Annotated in this window: 14 protein-coding genes; 10 read left to right on the top strand and 4 right to left on the bottom strand. The window is 71.0% G+C overall.

Features of this window, described 5'->3' with window-relative positions:
• Positions 1–31: 31 nt before the first annotated feature.
• Positions 32–220 carry a hypothetical protein gene (locus tag I003_RS0100925; RefSeq protein ID WP_027769750.1) on the bottom strand — a complete coding sequence of 63 codons (189 nt, stop codon included), beginning with the start codon at positions 218–220 and terminating at the stop codon, positions 32–34.
• Positions 221–501: 281 nt separating this feature from the next.
• Here I003_RS0100925 and I003_RS0100920 point away from each other — a divergent pair, with 281 nt between their 5' ends.
• The 6 genes from I003_RS0100920 to I003_RS0100895 all read left to right on the top strand — a co-directional run bounded on the left by I003_RS0100920 (position 502) and on the right by I003_RS0100895 (position 9,140).
• Complete coding sequence (locus I003_RS0100920) at positions 502–1,476, top strand: DUF3048 domain-containing protein (RefSeq protein ID WP_027769749.1); 975 nt, start codon at positions 502–504, stop codon at positions 1,474–1,476.
• A 98-nt stretch (positions 1,477–1,574) separates the two neighbouring features.
• Positions 1,575–2,174, top strand: a complete 600-nt coding sequence (locus I003_RS0100915; protein WP_027769748.1) for a TetR/AcrR family transcriptional regulator C-terminal ligand-binding domain-containing protein — start codon at positions 1,575–1,577, stop codon at positions 2,172–2,174.
• Between the two features lie 108 nt (positions 2,175–2,282).
• Positions 2,283–4,526, top strand: a complete 2,244-nt coding sequence (locus I003_RS0100910) for an MMPL family transporter (protein WP_027769747.1) — start codon at positions 2,283–2,285, stop codon at positions 4,524–4,526.
• A 247-nt stretch (positions 4,527–4,773) separates the two neighbouring features.
• Positions 4,774–7,116, top strand: coding sequence for an alpha-L-fucosidase (locus I003_RS0100905; protein ID WP_027769746.1), 2,343 nt, complete (start codon positions 4,774–4,776; stop codon positions 7,114–7,116).
• 63 nt (positions 7,117–7,179) lie between these two features.
• Entirely contained in the window at positions 7,180–8,646 is a 1,467-nt protein-coding gene (locus I003_RS0100900) for an amino acid permease (RefSeq protein ID WP_027769745.1), read from the top strand.
• 287 nt (positions 8,647–8,933) lie between these two features.
• Complete coding sequence (locus I003_RS0100895; RefSeq protein ID WP_027769744.1) at positions 8,934–9,140, top strand: DUF5999 family protein; 207 nt, start codon at positions 8,934–8,936, stop codon at positions 9,138–9,140.
• Between the two features lie 310 nt (positions 9,141–9,450).
• On the opposite strand, the gene I003_RS34435 is transcribed toward I003_RS0100895, so the two are convergent.
• On the bottom strand, positions 9,451–9,609 hold the full coding sequence (locus tag I003_RS34435) for a hypothetical protein (RefSeq protein WP_486584037.1): 159 nt from the start codon (positions 9,607–9,609) through the stop codon (positions 9,451–9,453).
• A 69-nt stretch (positions 9,610–9,678) separates the two neighbouring features.
• A complete protein-coding gene (locus tag I003_RS0100885; protein ID WP_027769743.1) occupies positions 9,679–10,446 on the bottom strand; it encodes a class I SAM-dependent methyltransferase in 768 nt (255 codons plus the stop codon).
• A gap of 277 nt (positions 10,447–10,723) precedes the next feature.
• Here I003_RS0100885 and I003_RS0100880 point away from each other — a divergent pair, with 277 nt between their 5' ends.
• Complete coding sequence (locus tag I003_RS0100880) at positions 10,724–14,179, top strand: ThuA domain-containing protein (RefSeq protein ID WP_027769742.1); 3,456 nt, start codon at positions 10,724–10,726, stop codon at positions 14,177–14,179.
• A 156-nt stretch (positions 14,180–14,335) separates the two neighbouring features.
• Here I003_RS0100880 and I003_RS0100875 read toward each other — a convergent pair whose 3' ends face one another.
• Complete coding sequence (locus I003_RS0100875; RefSeq protein ID WP_027769741.1) at positions 14,336–15,577, bottom strand: ROK family protein; 1,242 nt, start codon at positions 15,575–15,577, stop codon at positions 14,336–14,338.
• A gap of 151 nt (positions 15,578–15,728) precedes the next feature.
• On the opposite strand from I003_RS0100875, the gene I003_RS0100870 reads away from it, so the two are divergent.
• The 3 genes from I003_RS0100870 to I003_RS0100860 are packed head-to-tail and all read left to right on the top strand — an operon-like array spanning position 15,729 to position 18,904.
• Entirely contained in the window at positions 15,729–17,045 is a 1,317-nt protein-coding gene (locus tag I003_RS0100870; RefSeq protein ID WP_027769740.1) for an ABC transporter substrate-binding protein, read from the top strand.
• A 10-nt stretch (positions 17,046–17,055) separates the two neighbouring features.
• Positions 17,056–18,057: a carbohydrate ABC transporter permease gene (locus tag I003_RS0100865; RefSeq protein WP_027769739.1), complete on the top strand. Its 1,002-nt coding sequence runs from the start codon at positions 17,056–17,058 to the stop codon at positions 18,055–18,057.
• Positions 18,050–18,904: a carbohydrate ABC transporter permease gene (locus I003_RS0100860; protein WP_027769738.1), complete on the top strand. Its 855-nt coding sequence runs from the start codon at positions 18,050–18,052 to the stop codon at positions 18,902–18,904. The genes I003_RS0100865 and I003_RS0100860 overlap by 8 nt, the downstream gene beginning before the upstream one ends.
• Positions 18,905–18,914: the final 10 nt, after the last annotated feature.

Below are 18,914 nucleotides of genomic sequence, written 5' to 3'. Positions count from 1 at the left end.
CCCGGAAGGGCGGGCGCGGGGCCCGGCCGGATCAGTCGATGCCGCGCAGGATGTGCAGCTCGGTGGTGTCGGCCGGGTCGTCGTCGTACCCGGCGAGCCGGATGGGCGCCGAGCGCGCCCACACCTCCAGGCTGCTCAGGGACTCAGCGGCCGCTCCCGGGCGCGGGTGCGGCCGCGGGGCTGGCTGTGCGTCCTGTTCCGGTGCGGCTTCGGCGGTCACGGTGCTCTCCTCCGGGTCATATGAACTGATCAGCCCTGCCTGGGCGGCGGGTGTCGGCGGCGGATACCCCGGGCTGTTCGGGTGGGCAGTTCGGACGCGGTGGCGCCGGCTGGACTCGCGGACGGTCCGAGGGTGTCGGCCCTTCCCCTCCGGCGGGGTTGTCCGTTTTCTCAGAGTAACGATTCCACGCCGGGGGCGCCCGGCGTTATCCGGCCGGGCGGATCGCTTCTAGAATCATGACATAGAAAGATATAGCGTTCATTTCGCCCGGGAGAGATGCCATGGGCGCCACCCGCTTGACCCGCCTCCCGCGTACGCCCGCGGTCCTGCTGCTGCTGTCGCTGCTGCTCACGGGCGGATGCACCGCGAACGGCGAGCAGAAGCGGGAGAAACCTGGAGAAGGGGTGGAGGACGGCTCGCCGTTCACCGGACTGGAAGGACGCGACGGGCCGGTACTGGGCGTGAAGATCGACAACGCCGCGCCCGCACGTCCGCAGGCGGGTCTGGAGCGCGCGGACATCGTCTACGTCGAACGGGTGGAAGCGGGGCTCAGCCGGCTGCTGGCGGTGTACGCCTCGCACCGGCCGGAGCGCGTCGGCCCGGTGCGCAGCGCCCGCGAATCCGACCTCGACCTGCTGGAGCAGTTCGGCAGGCCGGCGCTCGCCTTCTCCGGAGCGCGGTCCGGACTGCTCCCGCTCATCGACGAGGCACCCCTGTTCCCCGTGCCGCCGGCCGAGGCGGGCGACGCCTACCTCCGCGACCCCGCGCGGCCCATGCCGCACAACCTCTTCGTGCGACCGGGGAAGGCGCTGGCCGCGGCGCCCGGCGCAAGCCGGGCGGACGACATCGGCTTCCGCTTCGGCGCCGCGCCGGAGGGCGGCAGGCCCACCGCCGAACGGACCGTGCGCTACCCGGCGGCGAGCTTCGGCTTCACCTGGGACGCGGACGCCGAACGCTTCCTGGTCTCGTTCGACGGCGACCCGGCCGTCTCCGCGGCGGGCGGGCGGCTGTCAACGGCCACCGTCGTCGTCCAGCACCTGCGGATCCGCGGCTCCCGGGCCGGGGAGGGCTCGGCCAACGGCTCCCCCCTCACCGAGACCGTCGGCGAGGGGAAGGCGGAGGTGCTGCGCGACGGCAGATCGTATCCGGCGAGGTGGGAGCGCGAATCGGCCGGTGACGGCACGGAGTTCACCGATCCGGACGGCAAGCGGCTGCGCTTCGCGCGCGGCCCGGTCTGGGTCGTCCTCACGGAGTGACGCAAAGCACATTCTGATTGGCGCGAACGCATTCCAGGCGCGGCTACTATTTTTTGGGGTACGAAACCGTTTCGTTCCGCTACCGGGAGGGGGGCCCGATGGTCGTACAGGACACCAGTACCACCGGGCGCCGCAGCCGGCTGAGCGCCGAGCGCGAGCACGAGCTGTTCGAGGCCGTGCTCGACCATCTGCGCGAAGTCGGTTACGAGGCCCTCACCATGGACGCGGTCGCGGCTCGTACCCGGTCGAGTAAGGCCACCCTCTACCGCCAGTGGCACTCCAAGCCGCACTTGGTCGCCACGGCACTCAGGCACAGCAAGCCGGTGAGGCCGGCCGGGATCGACACCGGCACGCTGCGCGGAGATCTCGTGCAGTTCGCCGAAGACGTGTGCGAAAGCGCCGAGAAGGACACGGCCCTCCTGCGCGCGGTCGCCTTCGCCCAGCAGTCCAACGAGGAACTGCAGCAGGCCATGTGGCAACTCATGGTCGAACCGGAGCTGGCCGCCTTCCACGAGCTGGTCGACCGCGCTGTCGAGCGGGGCGAGCTGACCGCGGGTATCCCCGCCGCGGAGTTCGTCCCGCACATGATGCTGGGCGCCGTGCTGGCCCGGCCCCTCATCGACAACGCACCGGTCACCAGCGAATACCTTGTCCGCTACATCGACGCAGTGATTCTCCCCGCCCTGCACGTGAACTGACCCGTTCGTTCACCACCACAACCGCATACGGCTCCACCTGGCGCACGCCGCTCTCGTCGTCGGGCTGGTACAACACAACCCACCGTCGAGATCAGGAGAGACCTGCTCGTGGCCACCTTTCTGTACAAACTCGGAAGACTAGCCTTCCGGCGACGCCGCATCACGGCGCTGATATGGCTGCTGCTCTTCGGCCTCGCCGGGTTCGGCGCATCGTCCGCCGGCACCGCGCCCGAGGACGACTTCGCGCTGCCCGGCACCGAGGCACAGCAGGCGTTCGACCTTCTTGAGGAGCGCTTCCCGGGCCAGTCCGCCGACGGTGCGACGGCCCGCATCGTCTTCGAGGCACCCGACGGCCAGAAGATCACGGCCACCGACCACCGCGAGGCTGTCGACGGCGTGCTCGACGGCATCGCCGGCAACCAGGTGGAGCAGGTCAGCGACCCGTTCGCGGACAACGCGGGCGTCAGCGAGGACGGCTCCACGGCCTACGCGGTCGTCGACTACAAGGTCACGCCGATGGAGATCGAGGACTCGACCCGCGACGCCATCAACGACGTGGTGGACAAGGAGCGCGAGGACGGCCTGAACATCCAGGCCGGCGGCGACGCCCTGATGGTCGAGCCGGACATGGGCAACGGCGAGATCATCGGTGTGGGCATCGCGCTGGTCGTGCTCGTGGTCACCTTCGGCTCGCTGGTCGCGGCGGGGCTGCCGATCATCACGGCCCTCATCGGCGTCGGCATCGGCATCTCGATGATCACGGCGCTGGCGAACGTGCTCGACCTGTCCGCCACCACCTCCACGCTGGCGATGATGATCGGCCTGGCGGTGGGCATCGACTACGCCCTGTTCATCGCCTCCCGTTACCGGGCGGAGCTGACGGAGGGCCACTCCCGCGAGGAGGCGGCGGGCCGCGCCGTGGGCACGGCCGGCTCCGCGGTCGTCTTCGCCGGCCTCACCGTGATCATCGCGCTGGCGGGCCTCGCGGTCGTCAACATCCCGATCCTGACGAAGATGGGTCTGGCCGCGGCCGGCACGGTCGCGCTCGCGGTCCTCATCGCGCTCACGCTGGTCCCGGCCGCGCTCGGCATCGTGGGCAAGCGGATCTACGGCCGCAAGGTGCGCAAGGCCAACCCGGAGACCGGCGCCCCGAAGGCGTCCGACCACGACGCCAGGCCGAACATGGGCACCCGCTGGTCCCGTCAGGTGCTCAAGCGCCCGGTCCTGGTGCTGGGCGCCGCCATCATCGGGCTCGGCGCGCTGGCCGCACCGGTGGCGAGCATGGAGCTGGGCCTGCCCGACGAGGGCAGCAGCCCGACGGACACCACGCAGCGCAAGGCGTACGACATCTTGTCCGAGGCGTTCGGGCCGGGCTTCAACGGCCCGGTCACCGGTGTCATCGACGCCACCGGGGCGGAGAACCCGCAGCAGGCGGCCGACGAGGTCGTCGCGCGGATCTCCGACGTGGACGGCGTCGTCTCCGTCACCCCCGCGGGGTTCAACGAGGCCGGGGACACCGCGACCGTCATGGTCACCCCGTCCACCGGGCCGAGCGACACCGACACCGAGAAGGTGGTCCGCGAGATCCGCGACCTGTCCTCGGGCCTTCAGGACGAGACCGGCGCGGAGCTGTACCTCACGGGCAGCACCGCGGTGAACATCGACTTCTCGAAGGTGCTCGACGACGCGCTGGTGCCGTACCTGGCACTGGTCGTCGGCCTGGCGTTCGTCCTGCTGATGCTGGTGTTCCGCTCCGTCCTGGTGCCGCTGAAGGCCGCGCTCGGCTTCCTGTTCTCCGTGCTGGCCGCGCTCGGCGCCGTCGTCGCGGTGTTCCAGTGGGGCTGGCTGTCCGGGGTCTTCGGGATCGAGGAGACCGGCCCGATCATGTCGATGATGCCGATCTTCCTGATCGGCGTGGTCTTCGGCCTGGCGATGGACTACGAGGTCTTCCTCGTCAGCCGGATGCGCGAGGCGTACGTCCACGGAGAGTCGGCCGGCGACGCGGTCGTCACCGGCTTCCGGTACGGCGCCCGGGTGGTCACCGCCGCCGCGATCATCATGATCAGCGTCTTCGCCGGCTTCATCGGCGCGGGCGACGACATGGTGAAGATGATGGGCTTCGGCCTGGCGGTGGCGGTCCTCTTCGACGCCTTCCTGGTCCGGATGACCATCGTCCCGGCGGTGCTGGCCCTGATCGGCAAGTCGGCCTGGTGGCTGCCCACGTGGCTGGACAGGATCCTGCCGAACGTCGACGTGGAGGGCGAGAAGCTGCACCGGCAGCTCGCCGCGGCCCCCGTGCCGCCGCCGACCGCCGGCGAGGAGCGGGAGCCTCAGCCCACCGGCGTGCGCTGAGGGACGTCCCCCGGTGCCGGGCACCGGGGGGCGCACCAACGATCCGACCGGGGCCCGGTGGCGTTCGCGCCACCGGGCCCCGGCGCGTGACTCGCGTGCCGTCCGGTGCGCCGCGTCTTGACGTTCATCCGATGAATCTCTACGTTCCTCCCCCAGCAAGCGCTTGATTCTGGCTGAACTCCCATAGACATCGGATGGATCAAGGTCCTTGAGGGAGATGGGGATGAACGGGTTTGCACGACGGCACGTGCTGGCGATCGGCGCCGGAGCCGCGGCGGGCTCCACGCTGGGCATCACGCCCACCGCCGCCGCACCTCCGGGCCCGGCCGCGGGAGCGGACGAGACCGCGGCGGCCGACGACTGGGGCCGGGTCCCGGATCCCGTACCGGTGGCGCTGACCGGCCTCTTCGACAACGACGGCGTCGACACCGCCGACGCGCGCGGCGGCGACTTCGACGGCAGCGGCTACACCTACCCCGGCGAGGAGCTGCCCGCGGGGCCGATCGAGGTCGACGGCTTCCCGTTCGACTTCCCCGGCGCGGACGCGGGAGCCGCCAACAACATCGTCGCCATGGGGCAGCGCGTCGAACTGCCCCCGGGCCACTACCTGAGCGTGCTGTTCCTCGCGTCCTCCTCGTACGGCACCGCCTCCGGCGCGGCCACCGTGCACTACGCGGACGGCAGCACCGCGACCGCCGGCCTGTCCGCCCCCGACTGGTACTCCGGCGGCGGCTCGCTCACCGCCCCGTACCGCTACGGACCCGACGGGGCCAAGGACCCGCACCAGGTGTCCATCGCCGTCGTCGAACTCGGCCTCGACCCGGTGCGCGAGGCGGTCGCGCTCACCCTGCCGACCATCAACCCGGCCGAGCCGGACAAGGCCGCCCTGCACGTCTTCGCGCTCTCCCTGCAGCCGGTGGCCGAGGGGCGCGCCGTCGCGCTGCGCAACGTCCGCTCGACCACCACCTCGCTGGAACGCTCCGGCGCGCAGTCCGTCGAGGCCACGCTGATCAACGCCGGCGCCGTGTGGATCGGTGCCCGCGACGGCCTGTCGGTCACCGTCGACACCGAGGGCGCCCGCACCGTCGCACCCGTCTCCGTGCCCCGCCTCGGCCCCGGCGAGCAGGCGCGTGTCACGGTCGGGATCCGCAACCGCGCGGGCGTGGCGCCGGGCACCGTGGAGGACGGCCGCGTCGTTGCCACCGGCCGGGGCGGCACCGCCGCCGAGGTCACCCGGCCGCTGACCCTCGGGGTGCCCGACTTCGAGCCGACCGACGCCTCGCTCAGCAGCCACCAGGCGCCGTACTGGTACAACGACGCCAAGTTCGGCGTCTTCATCCACTGGGGCGTGTACTCCGTGCCCGCCTGGGCGCCGGTCGGCAAGCAGTACGCGGAGTGGTACTGGCAGCAGATGAACGACCCGGACAACCCGACGCACGCGCACCACCGGGAGGTGTACGGGGAGGACTTCGCGTACGACGACTTCATCCCGATGTTCCGTGCCGAGCGCTTCGACCCGCGCTCCTGGGTCGAGCTGTTCCGGGACGCGGGCGCGCAGTACCACGTGCTCACCTCCAAGCACCACGAGGGCTTCGCGCTGTGGGACACCAAGCTCTCCACCCGCAACTCGGTCGCGATGGGCCCCCGCCGCGACCTGATCCGGGAGCTGTTCGACGCGTCCCGCAGGTACACCCCGGACCTGCACTGCGGGCTGTACTTCTCGATGCCGGAGTGGTTCAACCCGGACAACCCGTGGTACGGCCACGCCCCGCGCAACCCGTACACGCTGGAGCCCGTGCCGTACACCGGCTACACCGCGGGCCAGGACTACGTCCGCGACTACCAGGCGCGGCAGATGCTGGAGCTGATCCACGACTACGACACCGAGATCATGTGGTGCGACATCGGCGGCGACAACGACAGCCACCGGGTGCTCGCCGAGTTCTTCAACCACGCCAAGAACCGGCCGCGCCCCATCGAGGTGACGGTCAACAACCGCTCCGGCATCGGCCCGCACGACTTCACCACGCCCGAATACGAGGTGTACGAGAACACCGTCGTCGCCAAGTGGGAGGCCAGCCGCGGTCTCGACCCGCGGTCCTACGGCTACAACGCCGAGACCCCCGACGACGCCTACATGACGACCGAGGAGGTCGTGCACAGCCTCGTCGACATCGTCAGCAAGAACGGCAACTTCCTCCTCGACATCGGCCCGCGGGCCGACGGCACCATCCCCGAGATCATGGAGCGGCGGCTGCGCGAGACCGGCGAGTGGCTGCGGGTCAACGGCGAGGCGATCTACGGCACCACCTACTGGTCGCGCATGGCGCAGCTCGGCGAGGACCTGCGGTTCACCATGACCCGCGACGCCTTCTACATCCACTCGCTCGCCGCACCCTCCTCCCGGCTGGTCGTCGAGGCACCGGTGCCCGTCAGATCCGGCGACAGGATCACGATGCTCGGCTACGGCGGACGTCCGCTGAACTGGCGCACCGAGAAGGGCGCGCTGGTCATCGAGGTGCCCGCGGCGGCCCGCAGGGCCGGCCGGCACGCCTGGGTCTTCAAGGCGGAAACCCGGCGCTCTTCCTGAAAGGCGCCACATGCGTCATCGTGCTCCCTTGTCACCGAACGCCCTCGACGGAGAGGACGCACCATGGCAGGGCTCTGGAGCACCGACGGCGTACTGCGCCGCAAGCCCATCGAGCAGATCGAGGCCGCCGAAGGTGACAGCGGCGAACAGCTCACCCGGGTCCTCGGGTTGTGGCAGCTCACGGCGATCGGCGTCGGCGGCATCATCGGCGCGGGCATCTTCGCGCTGGCCGGCGCGGTCGCCAACGGCACGGCGGGCCCCGCCGTGCTCGTCTCCTTCCTCATCGCGGGGGTGGCGAGCGCGGCGGCGGCCCTGTCGTACGCCGAGTTCGCCGGCCTGATCCCCAAGGCCGGCTCGGCCTACACGTACGGCTACGCGGTCCTCGGCGAACTCGCCGGGTGGTTCATCGGCTGGGATCTGCTGCTGGAGTACACCGCGATCGTCGCGGTGGTGGCCATCGGCATCTCCGGCTACTTCTCCTTCCTGATGGAGAACTTGGGCGCCGACCTGCCCGCGTGGATGCTCGGCGCCCCCGGCACCGGCGAGGGGCACCGGGTCGACCTGTTCGCGGTCGTGCTGTGCCTGCTGGTGGCGTATCTGCTGACTCTCGGGATCAAGAACGCGGCGCGCTTCGAAACCGTCGTGGTGGTGCTGAAGGTCGCGGTGGTGCTCGTCGTCATCCTGGTCGGCGTCTTCCACATCGACACCGCCAACTACAACCCCTTCTTCCCCTACGGCGTCGGCGGCGCGTTCACCGGCGCGGCAACCGTGTTCTTCGCGGTCTTCGGCTACGACGCGATGTCGACGGCGGCCGAGGAGTCGAAGGAGTCGCAGCGGCACATGCCGAAGGCGATCCTCTACTCGCTGGCGATCTCGATGCTGCTGTACGTGGCCGCGACCCTGGTGCTGACGGGGATGCAGAACTACAAGGGCATCGACGCGGAGAGCGGCTTCTCCACGGCGTTCGAGTCGGTCGGCCTGGGCTGGCTGGCGAACCTGATCGCGGTGGGTGCGATCATCGGCATCCTGACGGTGATGTTCACCTTCATGCTGGGCGTCACCCGCGTCTGGTTCTCGATGAGCCGCGACGGGCTGCTGCCGAAGTGGTTCGCCAAGACCCACCGGACGCGGCACGTGCCGACACGGGTGACGTGGATCGTGGGCGCCGGCTCGGCGCTGATCGCGGGCTTCCTGCAGATCGGTGAGGCCGCGGAGCTGACCAACATCGGCATCCTGCTGGCGTTCGTGGTCGTCTGCGTCGCGGTGATCGTCCTGCGCTACCGGCAGCCGGACCTGCCGCGGACGTTCCGCTGCCCGGGGATGCCGATCGTGCCGCTGGTGGGGGTGGGCTTCTCCATCTGGCTGGTGACGTTCCTGGCGTGGGAGACCTGGGTGCGGTTCGGCGTGTGGTTCGCCATCGGGATGGTCGTGTACTTCACGTACTCCTACCGCCGCAGCGAGCTGGCCCGCGCGGAACGGGCGGTCACCGGCAATCCCGACCTGGACAAGCACGACGAGCGGCGCGGCTGACACGGGCCGGCGTCCGCCGCGCGGCTGACGCCGGCCCGACGCACGGGCACGCCCCGTACCGGCCGCGGACGGCGGGCCGGTACGGGGCGGCGTGCGGCCGGAGGCGCTGAGACGCTGAGACGCTGAGACGCGACTGTGACCGCGCACGGACCGGGACTCAACCCGGCGGTGCTTTCCTGAGGATGGGCGATGAGTTCCCGGCGCCCGCCGGGTCTCACCCTCCAGACGGCTCCACACCGCCACCGGCGGCCCGGCAGGGCCGCCGCCTCCCGACCAAGAGGTGTCCGATGTGCTCCCACCGGCCCGAGTGCCCCGCCGCCGACCGCCCTGACCGCGACGCCGCGCAGACCGTGGCCTTCCACCCCGAGCAGGGCTGGAGCCTGCTGTGCAACGGCACGATCGTCTTCGACGACACCGGTGAACTGCTGCCGACCGGCGCCGTGGTCGCGCCCCGACGCGCGGTACGCCCCGGACAGCTCGCCACCGCGGCCTGAGCCTGCTGTCCTGCCCGGTGCCAGGACCGACCGCGGTGCGCTGATCAGAGACACCGTCCGCCCTCCGCACCCCGGGGCCTCGATGACCGGTGCCGCCGAAGCCGCGGCCATCTGGCGCCAGTCGCGCGCCGTGTGCGGTTGACCGCTTGCGGGGGGGCACTTGAGCGGCCGGTCGTGCTTGGCTGCCACCGCGCCTCCGCCGGTGGGCCGCGGAACACGCACCGGGTGCCGCCGGCTGACGCCCGTGCCGCGTACGCCCCCTTGCCCGAGCGGCCCTCCGCCGCCCGAAGGCAGCGAAGGGCCGCACGGACTACGGCCGGTTCTCCCAGGGCCAGCCGGTGGCGCGGTCCCGGCTGAGGAGACCGACCATGCGGAACAGCGCGTCGGAGAAGCCCCCGATCTCGTACCGCCCGGGCCGGGCGGTGTCGATCGACGCCTTGCCGTAGCCGGTGGTGTCGACGCCGAACACCGGCACCGCCGCCGGGACGGCCTATTTCTCCAACCAAGCCCCGGCCGGCCGTAGCCGCGGTATCAGGTACTACTCGCCGCGGACCGCCACCAGCACGCACCTGTCGCCGCTCTGCCACACCGTGCCGACCGCCCCGAAGCCCGCCTTCTCCAGCAGGTCCACGTGGCGCGCCAGGCTCAGCCCGTTCTCCCCGCCGGGGGCGGGACCGCGGCGGCGCCGCTCGGCGAAGAGCCGGGCCAGCTCCGGCGCCTCGGCCGCGGCGTCCCACCACGACGACCAGTCCTCGCCGCCCGGCATCCGGTGCCGCTCGGCCAGCCGGCGGCCGACCTCGCCGGCCAGCTCCGCGACCGCCGCGTCCTCCGGGGGCAGCCGGTCGGCGTTGACCAGCAGCCCGCCGGGGCGGAGCAGGGTGTGCAGCCGGCCGTAGACCTCCAGCAGCAGGCGCTCGGGCAGGCGGTGCAGCATGGTCGCCGACACCGCGGCGTCCAGGGGGCGGTCGAGATCGAGGTCGTCCTGCCAGCGGATGCCGCCGATCACGGTGTCGACGAAGCGGATCTGCGTGCCGTGCATCCGCCGTCCGAGGCCGAGGAGCACGGGGTCCGCGTCGACGGCGACGACGTCGAGCGCGGGCATCCGGCGCTTGAGCCGGGCGGCCAGCGAGCCCGTGCCGCAGCCGAGGTCGAGGACGGCGGGGCGGTCGTGGCCGTCGGTGACCAGCTCCACAAGGTCGCCGACGACGGTGAACCGCTCTTCGCGGCCGGTCTCGCGCTGCTCCCGTTGCAGTTCCCAGCGCACCGCCCAGCCCTTGGCCGCCGCCGCGCTCAGGTCGTCGCCCATGCTGTGAGGATACCCGGCGACAAGATCTTGAACGCGCGGTGACGCGGGGGGCGGGGTGGCGTGCCGGCCGCGGAGGGGGCGGCCGGCGCGCCACCCCGCGCCGGTCCCCCCGTCCCCGTACGCCCCGAAGCCGGCGGATGCCGGTGCGCGCACGACCGTTGACCACCTGTGGGTAAGGGCTTACTTTGTCAGGGCACCGTCAGCAAGCGCTTTCTACGCCTCAACGAAGCGGGCCCGTCCTCCGACGCGCCCGCGTTCCGGCACGACTGGGAGCACTATGAGACGCCTAGCCAGACCACCCCTGTCACCCGTCGCCGTCCTGGCCGCGCTGCTGGCGCTGCTCCTGGGCACGGCCTCGGCGACGGCCGCCCCGCATGACGAGGAAGCCGGCTTCCGGGTCCTGGTCTTCTCCAAGGTGACGAACTTCTACCACGACTCCATCCCGGCGGGCGTCGAGGCCGTCGAGAAGCTCGGCGAGGAGCACGGGTTCGAGGTCGACGCGACCGACGACGCCGCCGCATTCACCGAGGAGAACCTCGCGAACTACGAGGCGGTCCTCTTCAACAACACCAACTCCACGCCGGAGAGCGGCGATCTGCTCGACGCGGACCAGCGGGCCGCGCTGCAGTCGTACATTCAGGCCGGCGGGGGCTGGCTCGGCCTGCACGCCGCCTCCGCCAGCGAGCGCGACTGGGACTGGTACGAGGGCCTGGTCGGAGCGATCTTCGACCAGCACCCCGTGCCGCAGACCGGCCGGATCAAGGTGCTGGACAACGCCCATCCCTCCACCAAGGGCCTGCCGCAGCTCTGGGAGCGCCACGAGGAGTGGTACAACTGGCGCGCCAATCCCACCGGCAAGGTGCACACCCTCGCGCAGATCAAGGTGCGCGACGGCATCACCGGCCTGGACGAGGGCGTCGACCACCCGTTCTCGTGGTGCCAGAAGTACGACGGCGGCCGGTCGTGGTTCACCGCCGGCGGCCACGACGCCTCGTCCTTCGACGAGCCGCTGTTCCTCCAGCACCTGCTCGGCGGCATCCGCTGGGCCGCCGGTGACGCGCCCGGCGACTGCTCGGCCACCCAGACCGGGAACTTCCAGCGCACCGCGCTGGTCTCCGACGACCTGGCCGACCCGTTCGAGCTGGCCGTCGCCCCCGACCGGCGGGTGTTCTACGCCCAGCGCACGGGTGAGCTGAAGGTCGTCGACCAGGAGACGCTCAACGTCACCACCGCCCTGGACTTCGACTACACCCCCGAGATGACCAGTCAGTCGGACGGTCTCCTCGGACTCGCCCTCGATCCGGGCTTCGCGAAGAACAACTGGGTCTACCTCCTGCACTCCGACAAGGAGGAGAACCACATCAACCTGTCCCGCTTCACCATGGAGGGGGACACCGCCGACCCGGACTCACAGAAGGTGCTGCTGACGATCCCCACCTGGCGCGGTGAGGGCCGGGCCAACGTGCACATGGCGGGCTCGATCACCTTCGACGCCAAGGGCAACCTGTACGTCGCCACGGGCGACAACACCGACCCGTTCGAGTCCAGCGGATTCACGCCGATCGACGAGCGGGAGGGCCGGCGCGCCTGGGACGCCCAGGGCACCGCGGGCAACACCAACGACCTGCGCGGCAAGGTGCTCCGCGTGAAGCCCACCAACGGCGGCGGCTACACCGTCCCGAAGGGCAACCTCTTCAAGCCGGGTGAGGCGAAGACCCGTCCCGAGATCTACGCGATGGGCTTCCGCAACCCGTTCCGCATCACCACCGACCCGCTCTCCGGCGCCCTGCTGGTCGCGGACTACGGACCCGACGCGCGCGGCGCCGATCCGAACCGCGGTCCCGAGGGGACGGTGGAGTACAACCGGATCACGAAGGCGGGCAACCAGGGCTGGCCGTACTGCATCGGAAACAACACGCCGTTCAACGACTTCGACTTCGCCACCGGCGAGGCGGGAGAGAAGTTCGACTGCTCCGCGCCCGTGAACGACTCGCCGAACAACACCGGCAAGACCGAACTGCCGCCCGCGCAGCCCGCCACGGTCTGGTACGCCTACTCGGCCTCCGAGGAGTTCCCCGAGCTGGGCACCGGCGGCGGCGGCCCGATGAGCGGCCCGGTCTACGACTACGACCCGAAGAACGACAGCCCGTACAAGTTCCCCGAGTACTTCGAGGGGAAGTGGATCAACTACGAGCTGACCCGCAGGTGGTTCAAGACCTTCTCCTTCCAGGAGAAGGACCAGCGGTTCGAGGACCCGAGGTTCGCGCCCGCCAAGAAGGGCGACCTGCACTCGATCAACGGGATCTTCGCCGACATGGACTGGGTCCAGCCCTTCGACGCGCACTTCGGCCCGGACGGGTCGCTGTACGTCATCGACTTCGGCGAGGGCAGCGGCACCGGCCGCGGCGGCAGCAACGAGAACGCGGGCATCTACCGCATCGACTACGTCGCCGAGGGCCGGCCTCCGGTGGCCAAGCTGACGGCGTCGGCGGACTCCGGCCCCGCGCCGCTGACCGTGGAGTTCTCCTCGGAGGGCTCGCACTCGCCGGGCGACGACCCGATCACCTACGCCTGGGACTTCGACGGCGACGGCACGACCGACTCCACCGACCCCCATCCGACGCACACCTACACCGAGGAGGGCCGGTTCAACGCCCGGCTGACGGTGGAGGGCCCGCCGGAGCGCACGGCGATGGCGGTGCACGAGGTGACCGTCGGCAACACCCGGCCGGAGGTGAAGGTCACGACGCCGGCCAACGGCACCGCGTTCGACTTCGGTGACACGGTTCCGTACAAGGTGGAGGTCACCGACGCGGAGGACGGCGAGATCGACTGCTCGCGCGTCGTGGTGCAGACGCAGCTCGGGCACGACGACCACCTGCACCCGCTGGACAACCTGACCGGCTGCGAGGGCGAGTTCAAGACCGACCCGGGCGACAGCCACGGTCCCGGCCAGAACCTCTACTACGGCATCAGCGCGCAGTACGAGGACCAGGGCGCCGACGGCGTGCCGAGCCTGGTCGGCTCCGACTCGCTGAGCCTGCGCCAGAAGTTCCGCGAGGCCGAGCACTTCAACGGCACCGGCGGGGAGAACGGCGGCGTGGAGACGCTGTCCCGGGAGGACTCCTCCGGGGGCAAGCGGCTCGGCGAGATCGAGCACGGCGACTGGATCGTGCTGGATCCGGGGACCCCGAGCGGGATCGACTCGGTGACGGTCGGCGCCTCCTCCGGCGGGCTCGGCGGCGACGTCGAGTTCCGCGCGAACGCGCCTGACGGCGAGCTGCTGGGCAAGGCGACGATCCCGAACACGGGCGATTTCGCCAACGTGATCTCGCCCACGGTGCCGCTGGCCGACCCGGGCGGGGTGGAGAAGGTCTACGTGGTCTTCACCAACCCGGAGTGGACGCCGACGAGCCCCGACCTGGTGGCGCTGGACTGGCTGCACTTCAACGGCCGGGGCGCGGAGAAGGAGTCGGCGGCGAAGGTGACGGTGACGGCCTCGCCGGAGAGCGGGACGGCGCCGGCCGAGTTCTCCTTCGACGGTGCGGTGACGCTGCCGGAGGGGCGTACGGCCGAGTCGTACCACTGGGCCTTCGGCGACAACGCGACGGCCGACGGTGAGGCGACGGCGACGCACACGTACACCAGGAAGGGGACGTACACCGCCCATCTGACCGTCACGGACGACACCGGGGATCTGACGACCGGTGAGGTGCAGGTGACGGTGGAGTGACCGGGCACTGACGCACCGCGCGGCGGCGGCCGGACGGGGATGCCCCGGTCCGGCCGCCGTTCGCATGCCCGCGGCGCCGCGGACGGACGGGGCCTCTCCTCGCGCCCGGACCGAGGGCCGCGCCGCGGCGGTCCTCCCCCGCCGCTTCGGGTGGCGTCAGCGTGCCGGGGCCGGCGCGGGGTCGCGGTGTGACGTGCCGCCCGCGTCGAGGAAGCGGCTCAGCGGCAGCGTCGCGGCGCCGACGGTGACGGCGTCCGTGCCGAGTTCGCCCAGCTCGATCGCCGCGCGCGCCGCGGGGTAGCGCAGCGCGTACATGGCGGTGGCCCCGCGTACGGCGGGCAGCAGCCGCGGGCCGGCGAGCAGGCCGGCCCAGCCGGAGAGGACGATGCGCTCCGGGTTGAAGAGGTTGACGAGGTCCGCGATGCCCGCGCCGAGGTACTCGGCGGTCTCGTCCAGCACCGCGCGGGCCGCCGGGTCGTCCGCGGCGATCAGCTCGGCGAGCGCCGACTCCTCGTCCGCGGCGACCGGTTCGCCGCCCGCGTCCCGCCAGCGCCGCAGCATGCCCTCCGCCCCGACGTACGCCTCCAGGCAGCCGCGGGCGCCGCACCGGCAGCGCCGGCCGCGTATCTGCATCGTCGTGTGTCCCCACTCCCCCGCCCCGCTGGAGGAGCCGCCGTACGCGGTGCCGTCGGTGACGACGCAGGCGCCGACGCCGGAGCCGATCAGCGCGATGACGGCGTTGCGCGCGCCGCGTCCGGCGCCGAACCACATCTCGGCCTGGCCCAGCGTCTTGGCGCCGTTGGCCACCATGTACGGCACCTCCTCCAGGCCGGTGGCCGCCGTCCGCAGCATCGCCTCCAGCGGCACGGCGTCCCAGTCGATGGTCTGCGCGTACACCACCGCGCCGCCGCGGGCCGGTTCGCGGTCGACGATGCCGGGGACGCCGAGGCCGACGCCGAGGAGCTGGCCGGCGGCCACGTCCGTGTCGGCGAGCACCGCGGCCAGCCCGTCGGCGATGTGCGCGACGACCTGTCCGGCGTCCCGGCCGCCGTCGGCGAGCGGGCGCTCGGCGCGCGCGAGTTCGGTACGGGCCAGGTCGAACAGCTCCACCCGCACCCGGGTCTCGCCGACGTCGACGCCGGCGATGTGCCCGCACGAAGGCGCCACCCGCAGCAGGGTGCGGGGCCGCCCGCCGTCGGAGTCGACCGCGCCCGCCTCCTCCAGCACCCCCTCCGCGATCAGTTCCGCGGCGACGTTGCTGATCGACCCGGAGCTGAGCCCGGTGACCGGGCCCAACTCCTGGCGGCTCAGCGGTCCCTCGAAGTACAGGTGGTGCAGCACCGAGGCGCGGTTGCTGCGGCGCAGGTCGCGCACGGTACGGCCGTTGTTTCTCGCCATGTGGCTCCTTCCCGGAGGAAAGATACGTGCCGGGAAACCCGTGTGAGAAGGGTTGACGGGGACTTCTCTCACTACTTAACTCACGCCCTGAATTAAGCGCGCGCCGCGTTCACAGCCTCAAGTCATGCGCCCGGAGAGGGGCCTCACGACCATGCGCAGAATCCGCCTGGCGGCGACCGCCGCACTCGCCACCGCCCTCAGCGTGACCGCCGCAGCGTGCGGCGGCGGCAGCTCGACCAGCTCGGAGGGCAGCAACGACAAGCCCGGCGAGCTGACCTACTGGGCGAGCAACCAGGGCACGAGCCTGGAGCACGACAAGGAGGTGCTGACCCCGGAGATCGAGAAGTTCGAGAAGAAGACGGGCATCGACGTCAAGCTCGAAGTCGTCCCCTGGGACAGCCTGCTGGACCGGATCCTCGCGGCCACCTCCTCCGGTCAGGGCCCCGACGTGCTCAACATAGGCAACACCTGGTCCGCCTCCCTGCAGGCGAGCGACGGCCTGCTGGCGTGGGACGACAAGACGCTGGACAAGATCGGCGGCAGGGACCGGTTCGTCCCCTCGGCGCTGGCCGCCGCGGGTGCGGAGGGCCAGGACCCGGCGGCGGTGCCGCTGTACTCCCTCTCGTACGCGCTCTACTACAACAAGCAGATGTTCGAGGACGCCGGCATCAAGGGGCCGCCCGCCACCTGGGACGACTTCGTCGCGGTCGGCAAGAGGCTCACGAAGGACGGCACGTACGGCGTGGCCGTCGAGGGCGGCAACCCGGTGGAGAACGCGCACCACGCCTTCGTCTTCGGCAAGCAGCACGGCGCGGACTTCTTCGACGCCGAGGGCAACCCCACGTTCGACAGCCCCGAGGCGGTCGCCGCGGTCAAGCAGTACGTCGACTTCCTCGCCAACGACAAGATCGCCGCGGTCGGCAACGCCGAGTACGCCCAGAACCAGTCGGTCAAGGACCTCGCCACCGGCAAGGTCGGCATGCTCCTGTGGCAGGCCGCCGGCAGCTCGCTCAAGGCGCACGGCATGAAGCCCGAGGAGTACGGCGTCGCGCCCGTACCCATGCAGAGCGAGAACCCGCCGGAGGGACGGAACGTCAACTCCATGGTCGCCGGCATCAACATCGCCGTCTTCGAGAACACCGACAACCTCGACGGCGCCCTGGACTTCGTGAAGTTCATGACCTCCACCGAGGAGCAGCAGATCCTCAACGAGACCTACGGCTCCATCCCGCCGGTCAAGGAGGCTCAGGAGGACCAGGCGTTCAGCACCACCGACCTGACCGTGCTGCGCGAGGTGCTGTCCTCCACCTCCGCGCCGCTGCCGCAGGTACCGGACGAGGCGCAGTTCGAGACCCTCGTCGGCGACGCGATGAAGGAGCTGTTCGCGGACGCCGCCGCCGGCGACGAGGTGACGACGGAGTCGGTCCGGAAGCGGCTGGCCGAGGCCCAGCAGCAGATGCAGAAGTGAGCGGCCCCGGATGACCGCGACCGCTCTCGACACGCCCACGGCCGGCCCCGGCGACAAGCCGCCCGCCGGCCGGGGTGCCGCCCGCAAACGCCGCCGCACCGGCCGCGTACGGCGAGGCGCCCTGCCGTACCTTCTGCTGCTGCCCGCCCTGCTGCTGGAGCTGCTGATCCACCTGGTGCCGATGGCCGTCGGCGTGGTGATGAGCTTCAAGGAGCTGACCCAGCACTACATCCGCGACTGGGGCTCCGCGCCCTGGGCCGGCCTGGACAACTTCCGTATCGCCGTCGACGTCGACGCCCCCGTGGGCGAGGCGCTGCTGCGCTCGTTCTTCATCACCTGTGCGTTCACGGTGCTCGCGGTCGGTCTCTCCTGGCTGTTCGGCGTCACCGCGGCGATCCTCATGCAGGACTCCTTCCGGGGCCGCGGGCTGCTGCGCGCCCTCTTCCTCACCCCGTACGCCCTGCCCGTCTACACCGCCGTCATCACCTGGTCGTTCATGCTCCAGCGGGACAACGGCCTGGTGAACCACGTGATCCACGACCAGTTGGGGCTGACGGACCAGCCGGCGTTCTGGCTGATCGGCGACAACGCGTTCGTCTCGCTCGTGGTCGTCTCGGTCTGGCGCACCTGGCCGTTCGCCTTCCTGGTGCTCACCGCCGCGCTGCAGAACATCCCGCGCGAGGTGTACGAGGCGTCCGCGCTCGACGGCGCCGGGATCTGGCAGCAGATCCGCCGGGTCACGCTGCCGTCGCTGCGGCCGGTGAACCAGGTGCTGGTCCTCGTGCTGTTCCTGTGGACGTTCAACGACTTCAACGTGCCCTACATCCTCTTCGGCAAGTCGGCGCCGGAGTCCGCGGACATCATCTCCCTCCACATCTACCAGTCGTCCTTCGTCACCTGGAACTTCGGCGCCGGCTCGGCCATGTCCGTGCTGCTGCTGCTCTTCCTGCTGGTCGTCACGGCCGGCTACCTGCTGCTCACCTCCCGGGGAAGGAAGGCGGCCCGTGCATAGCTCCCCCACCGCGCCGCCGCGGTCGTTCGTCTGGACCCGGCGGGTCGTGCTCACGCTGCTGACGGTCTTCGCGGTCACGCCCGTGTACGTGATGCTCAGCAGCTCGCTCAAGCCCCTGGAGGACGTCACCGGGGCGTTCCGGTGGATTCCCCGCGGGCTGACCATACGGCCGTATCTCGATATCTGGGACACGGTGCCGCTGGCCCGTTACTTCCTGAACTCACTGATCGTGGCGGGCGCCGCGACCGGCTGCTCGGTCGTCGTCGCGATCTTCGCCGCGTACGCGGTCAGCCGCTACCGCTTCCGCGGCAAGCGGATCTTCACGGTCACGGTGCTGTCCACCCAGATGTTCCCCGGCATCCTGTTCCTGCTGCCGCTGTTCCTGATCTTCGTCAACATCGGGAACACCACGGGGATCGCCCTCTACGGCTCCCGTGGCGGCCTGATCCTCACGTACATGACCTTCACCCTGCCCTTCTCGATCTGGATGCTCGTCGGCTACCTCGACTCCATCCCCCGCGACCTGGACGAGGCGGCGCTCGTCGACGGCTGCGGGCCGCTGAAGGCGCTCTTCCGTGTCGTGGTGCCGGCCGCGGTCCCCGGGATCGTCGCCGTCGCCATCTACTCGTTCATGACCGCCTGGGGCGAGGTGCTCTTCGCCTCGGTCATGACCAACGACGTCACCCGCACGCTCTCCGTCGGGCTGCAGGGGTACGCGACCCAGACCGAGGTGTACTGGAATCAGGTCATGGCCGCCTCCCTCGTCGTCAGCCTCCCCGTCGTCGCCGGCTTCCTGCTGCTCCAGCGCTATCTCGTCGCCGGGCTGACCGCCGGAGCCGTCAAGTGACCCCGTCCGA

The organism is Streptomyces sp. CNQ329 (genome assembly GCF_000482585.1).
This window is presented reverse-complemented; position numbering and strand designations above follow the sequence as displayed.

Coding starts and splice junctions, on each gene's coding strand:
- I003_RS0100870 (WP_027769740.1), top strand. CDS start 15,729: ATGCGCAGAATCCGCCTGGCGGCGACCGCCGCACTCGCCACCGCCCTC.
- I003_RS0100900 (WP_027769745.1), top strand. CDS start 7,180: ATGGCAGGGCTCTGGAGCACCGACGGCGTACTGCGCCGCAAGCCCATC.
- I003_RS0100880 (WP_027769742.1), top strand. CDS start 10,724: ATGAGACGCCTAGCCAGACCACCCCTGTCACCCGTCGCCGTCCTGGCC.
- I003_RS0100920 (WP_027769749.1), top strand. CDS start 502: ATGGGCGCCACCCGCTTGACCCGCCTCCCGCGTACGCCCGCGGTCCTG.
- I003_RS0100885 (WP_027769743.1), bottom strand. CDS start 10,446: ATGGGCGACGACCTGAGCGCGGCGGCGGCCAAGGGCTGGGCGGTGCGC.
- I003_RS0100875 (WP_027769741.1), bottom strand. CDS start 15,577: ATGGCGAGAAACAACGGCCGTACCGTGCGCGACCTGCGCCGCAGCAAC.
- I003_RS0100915 (WP_027769748.1), top strand. CDS start 1,575: ATGGTCGTACAGGACACCAGTACCACCGGGCGCCGCAGCCGGCTGAGC.
- I003_RS0100865 (WP_027769739.1), top strand. CDS start 17,056: ATGACCGCGACCGCTCTCGACACGCCCACGGCCGGCCCCGGCGACAAG.
- I003_RS0100895 (WP_027769744.1), top strand. CDS start 8,934: ATGTGCTCCCACCGGCCCGAGTGCCCCGCCGCCGACCGCCCTGACCGC.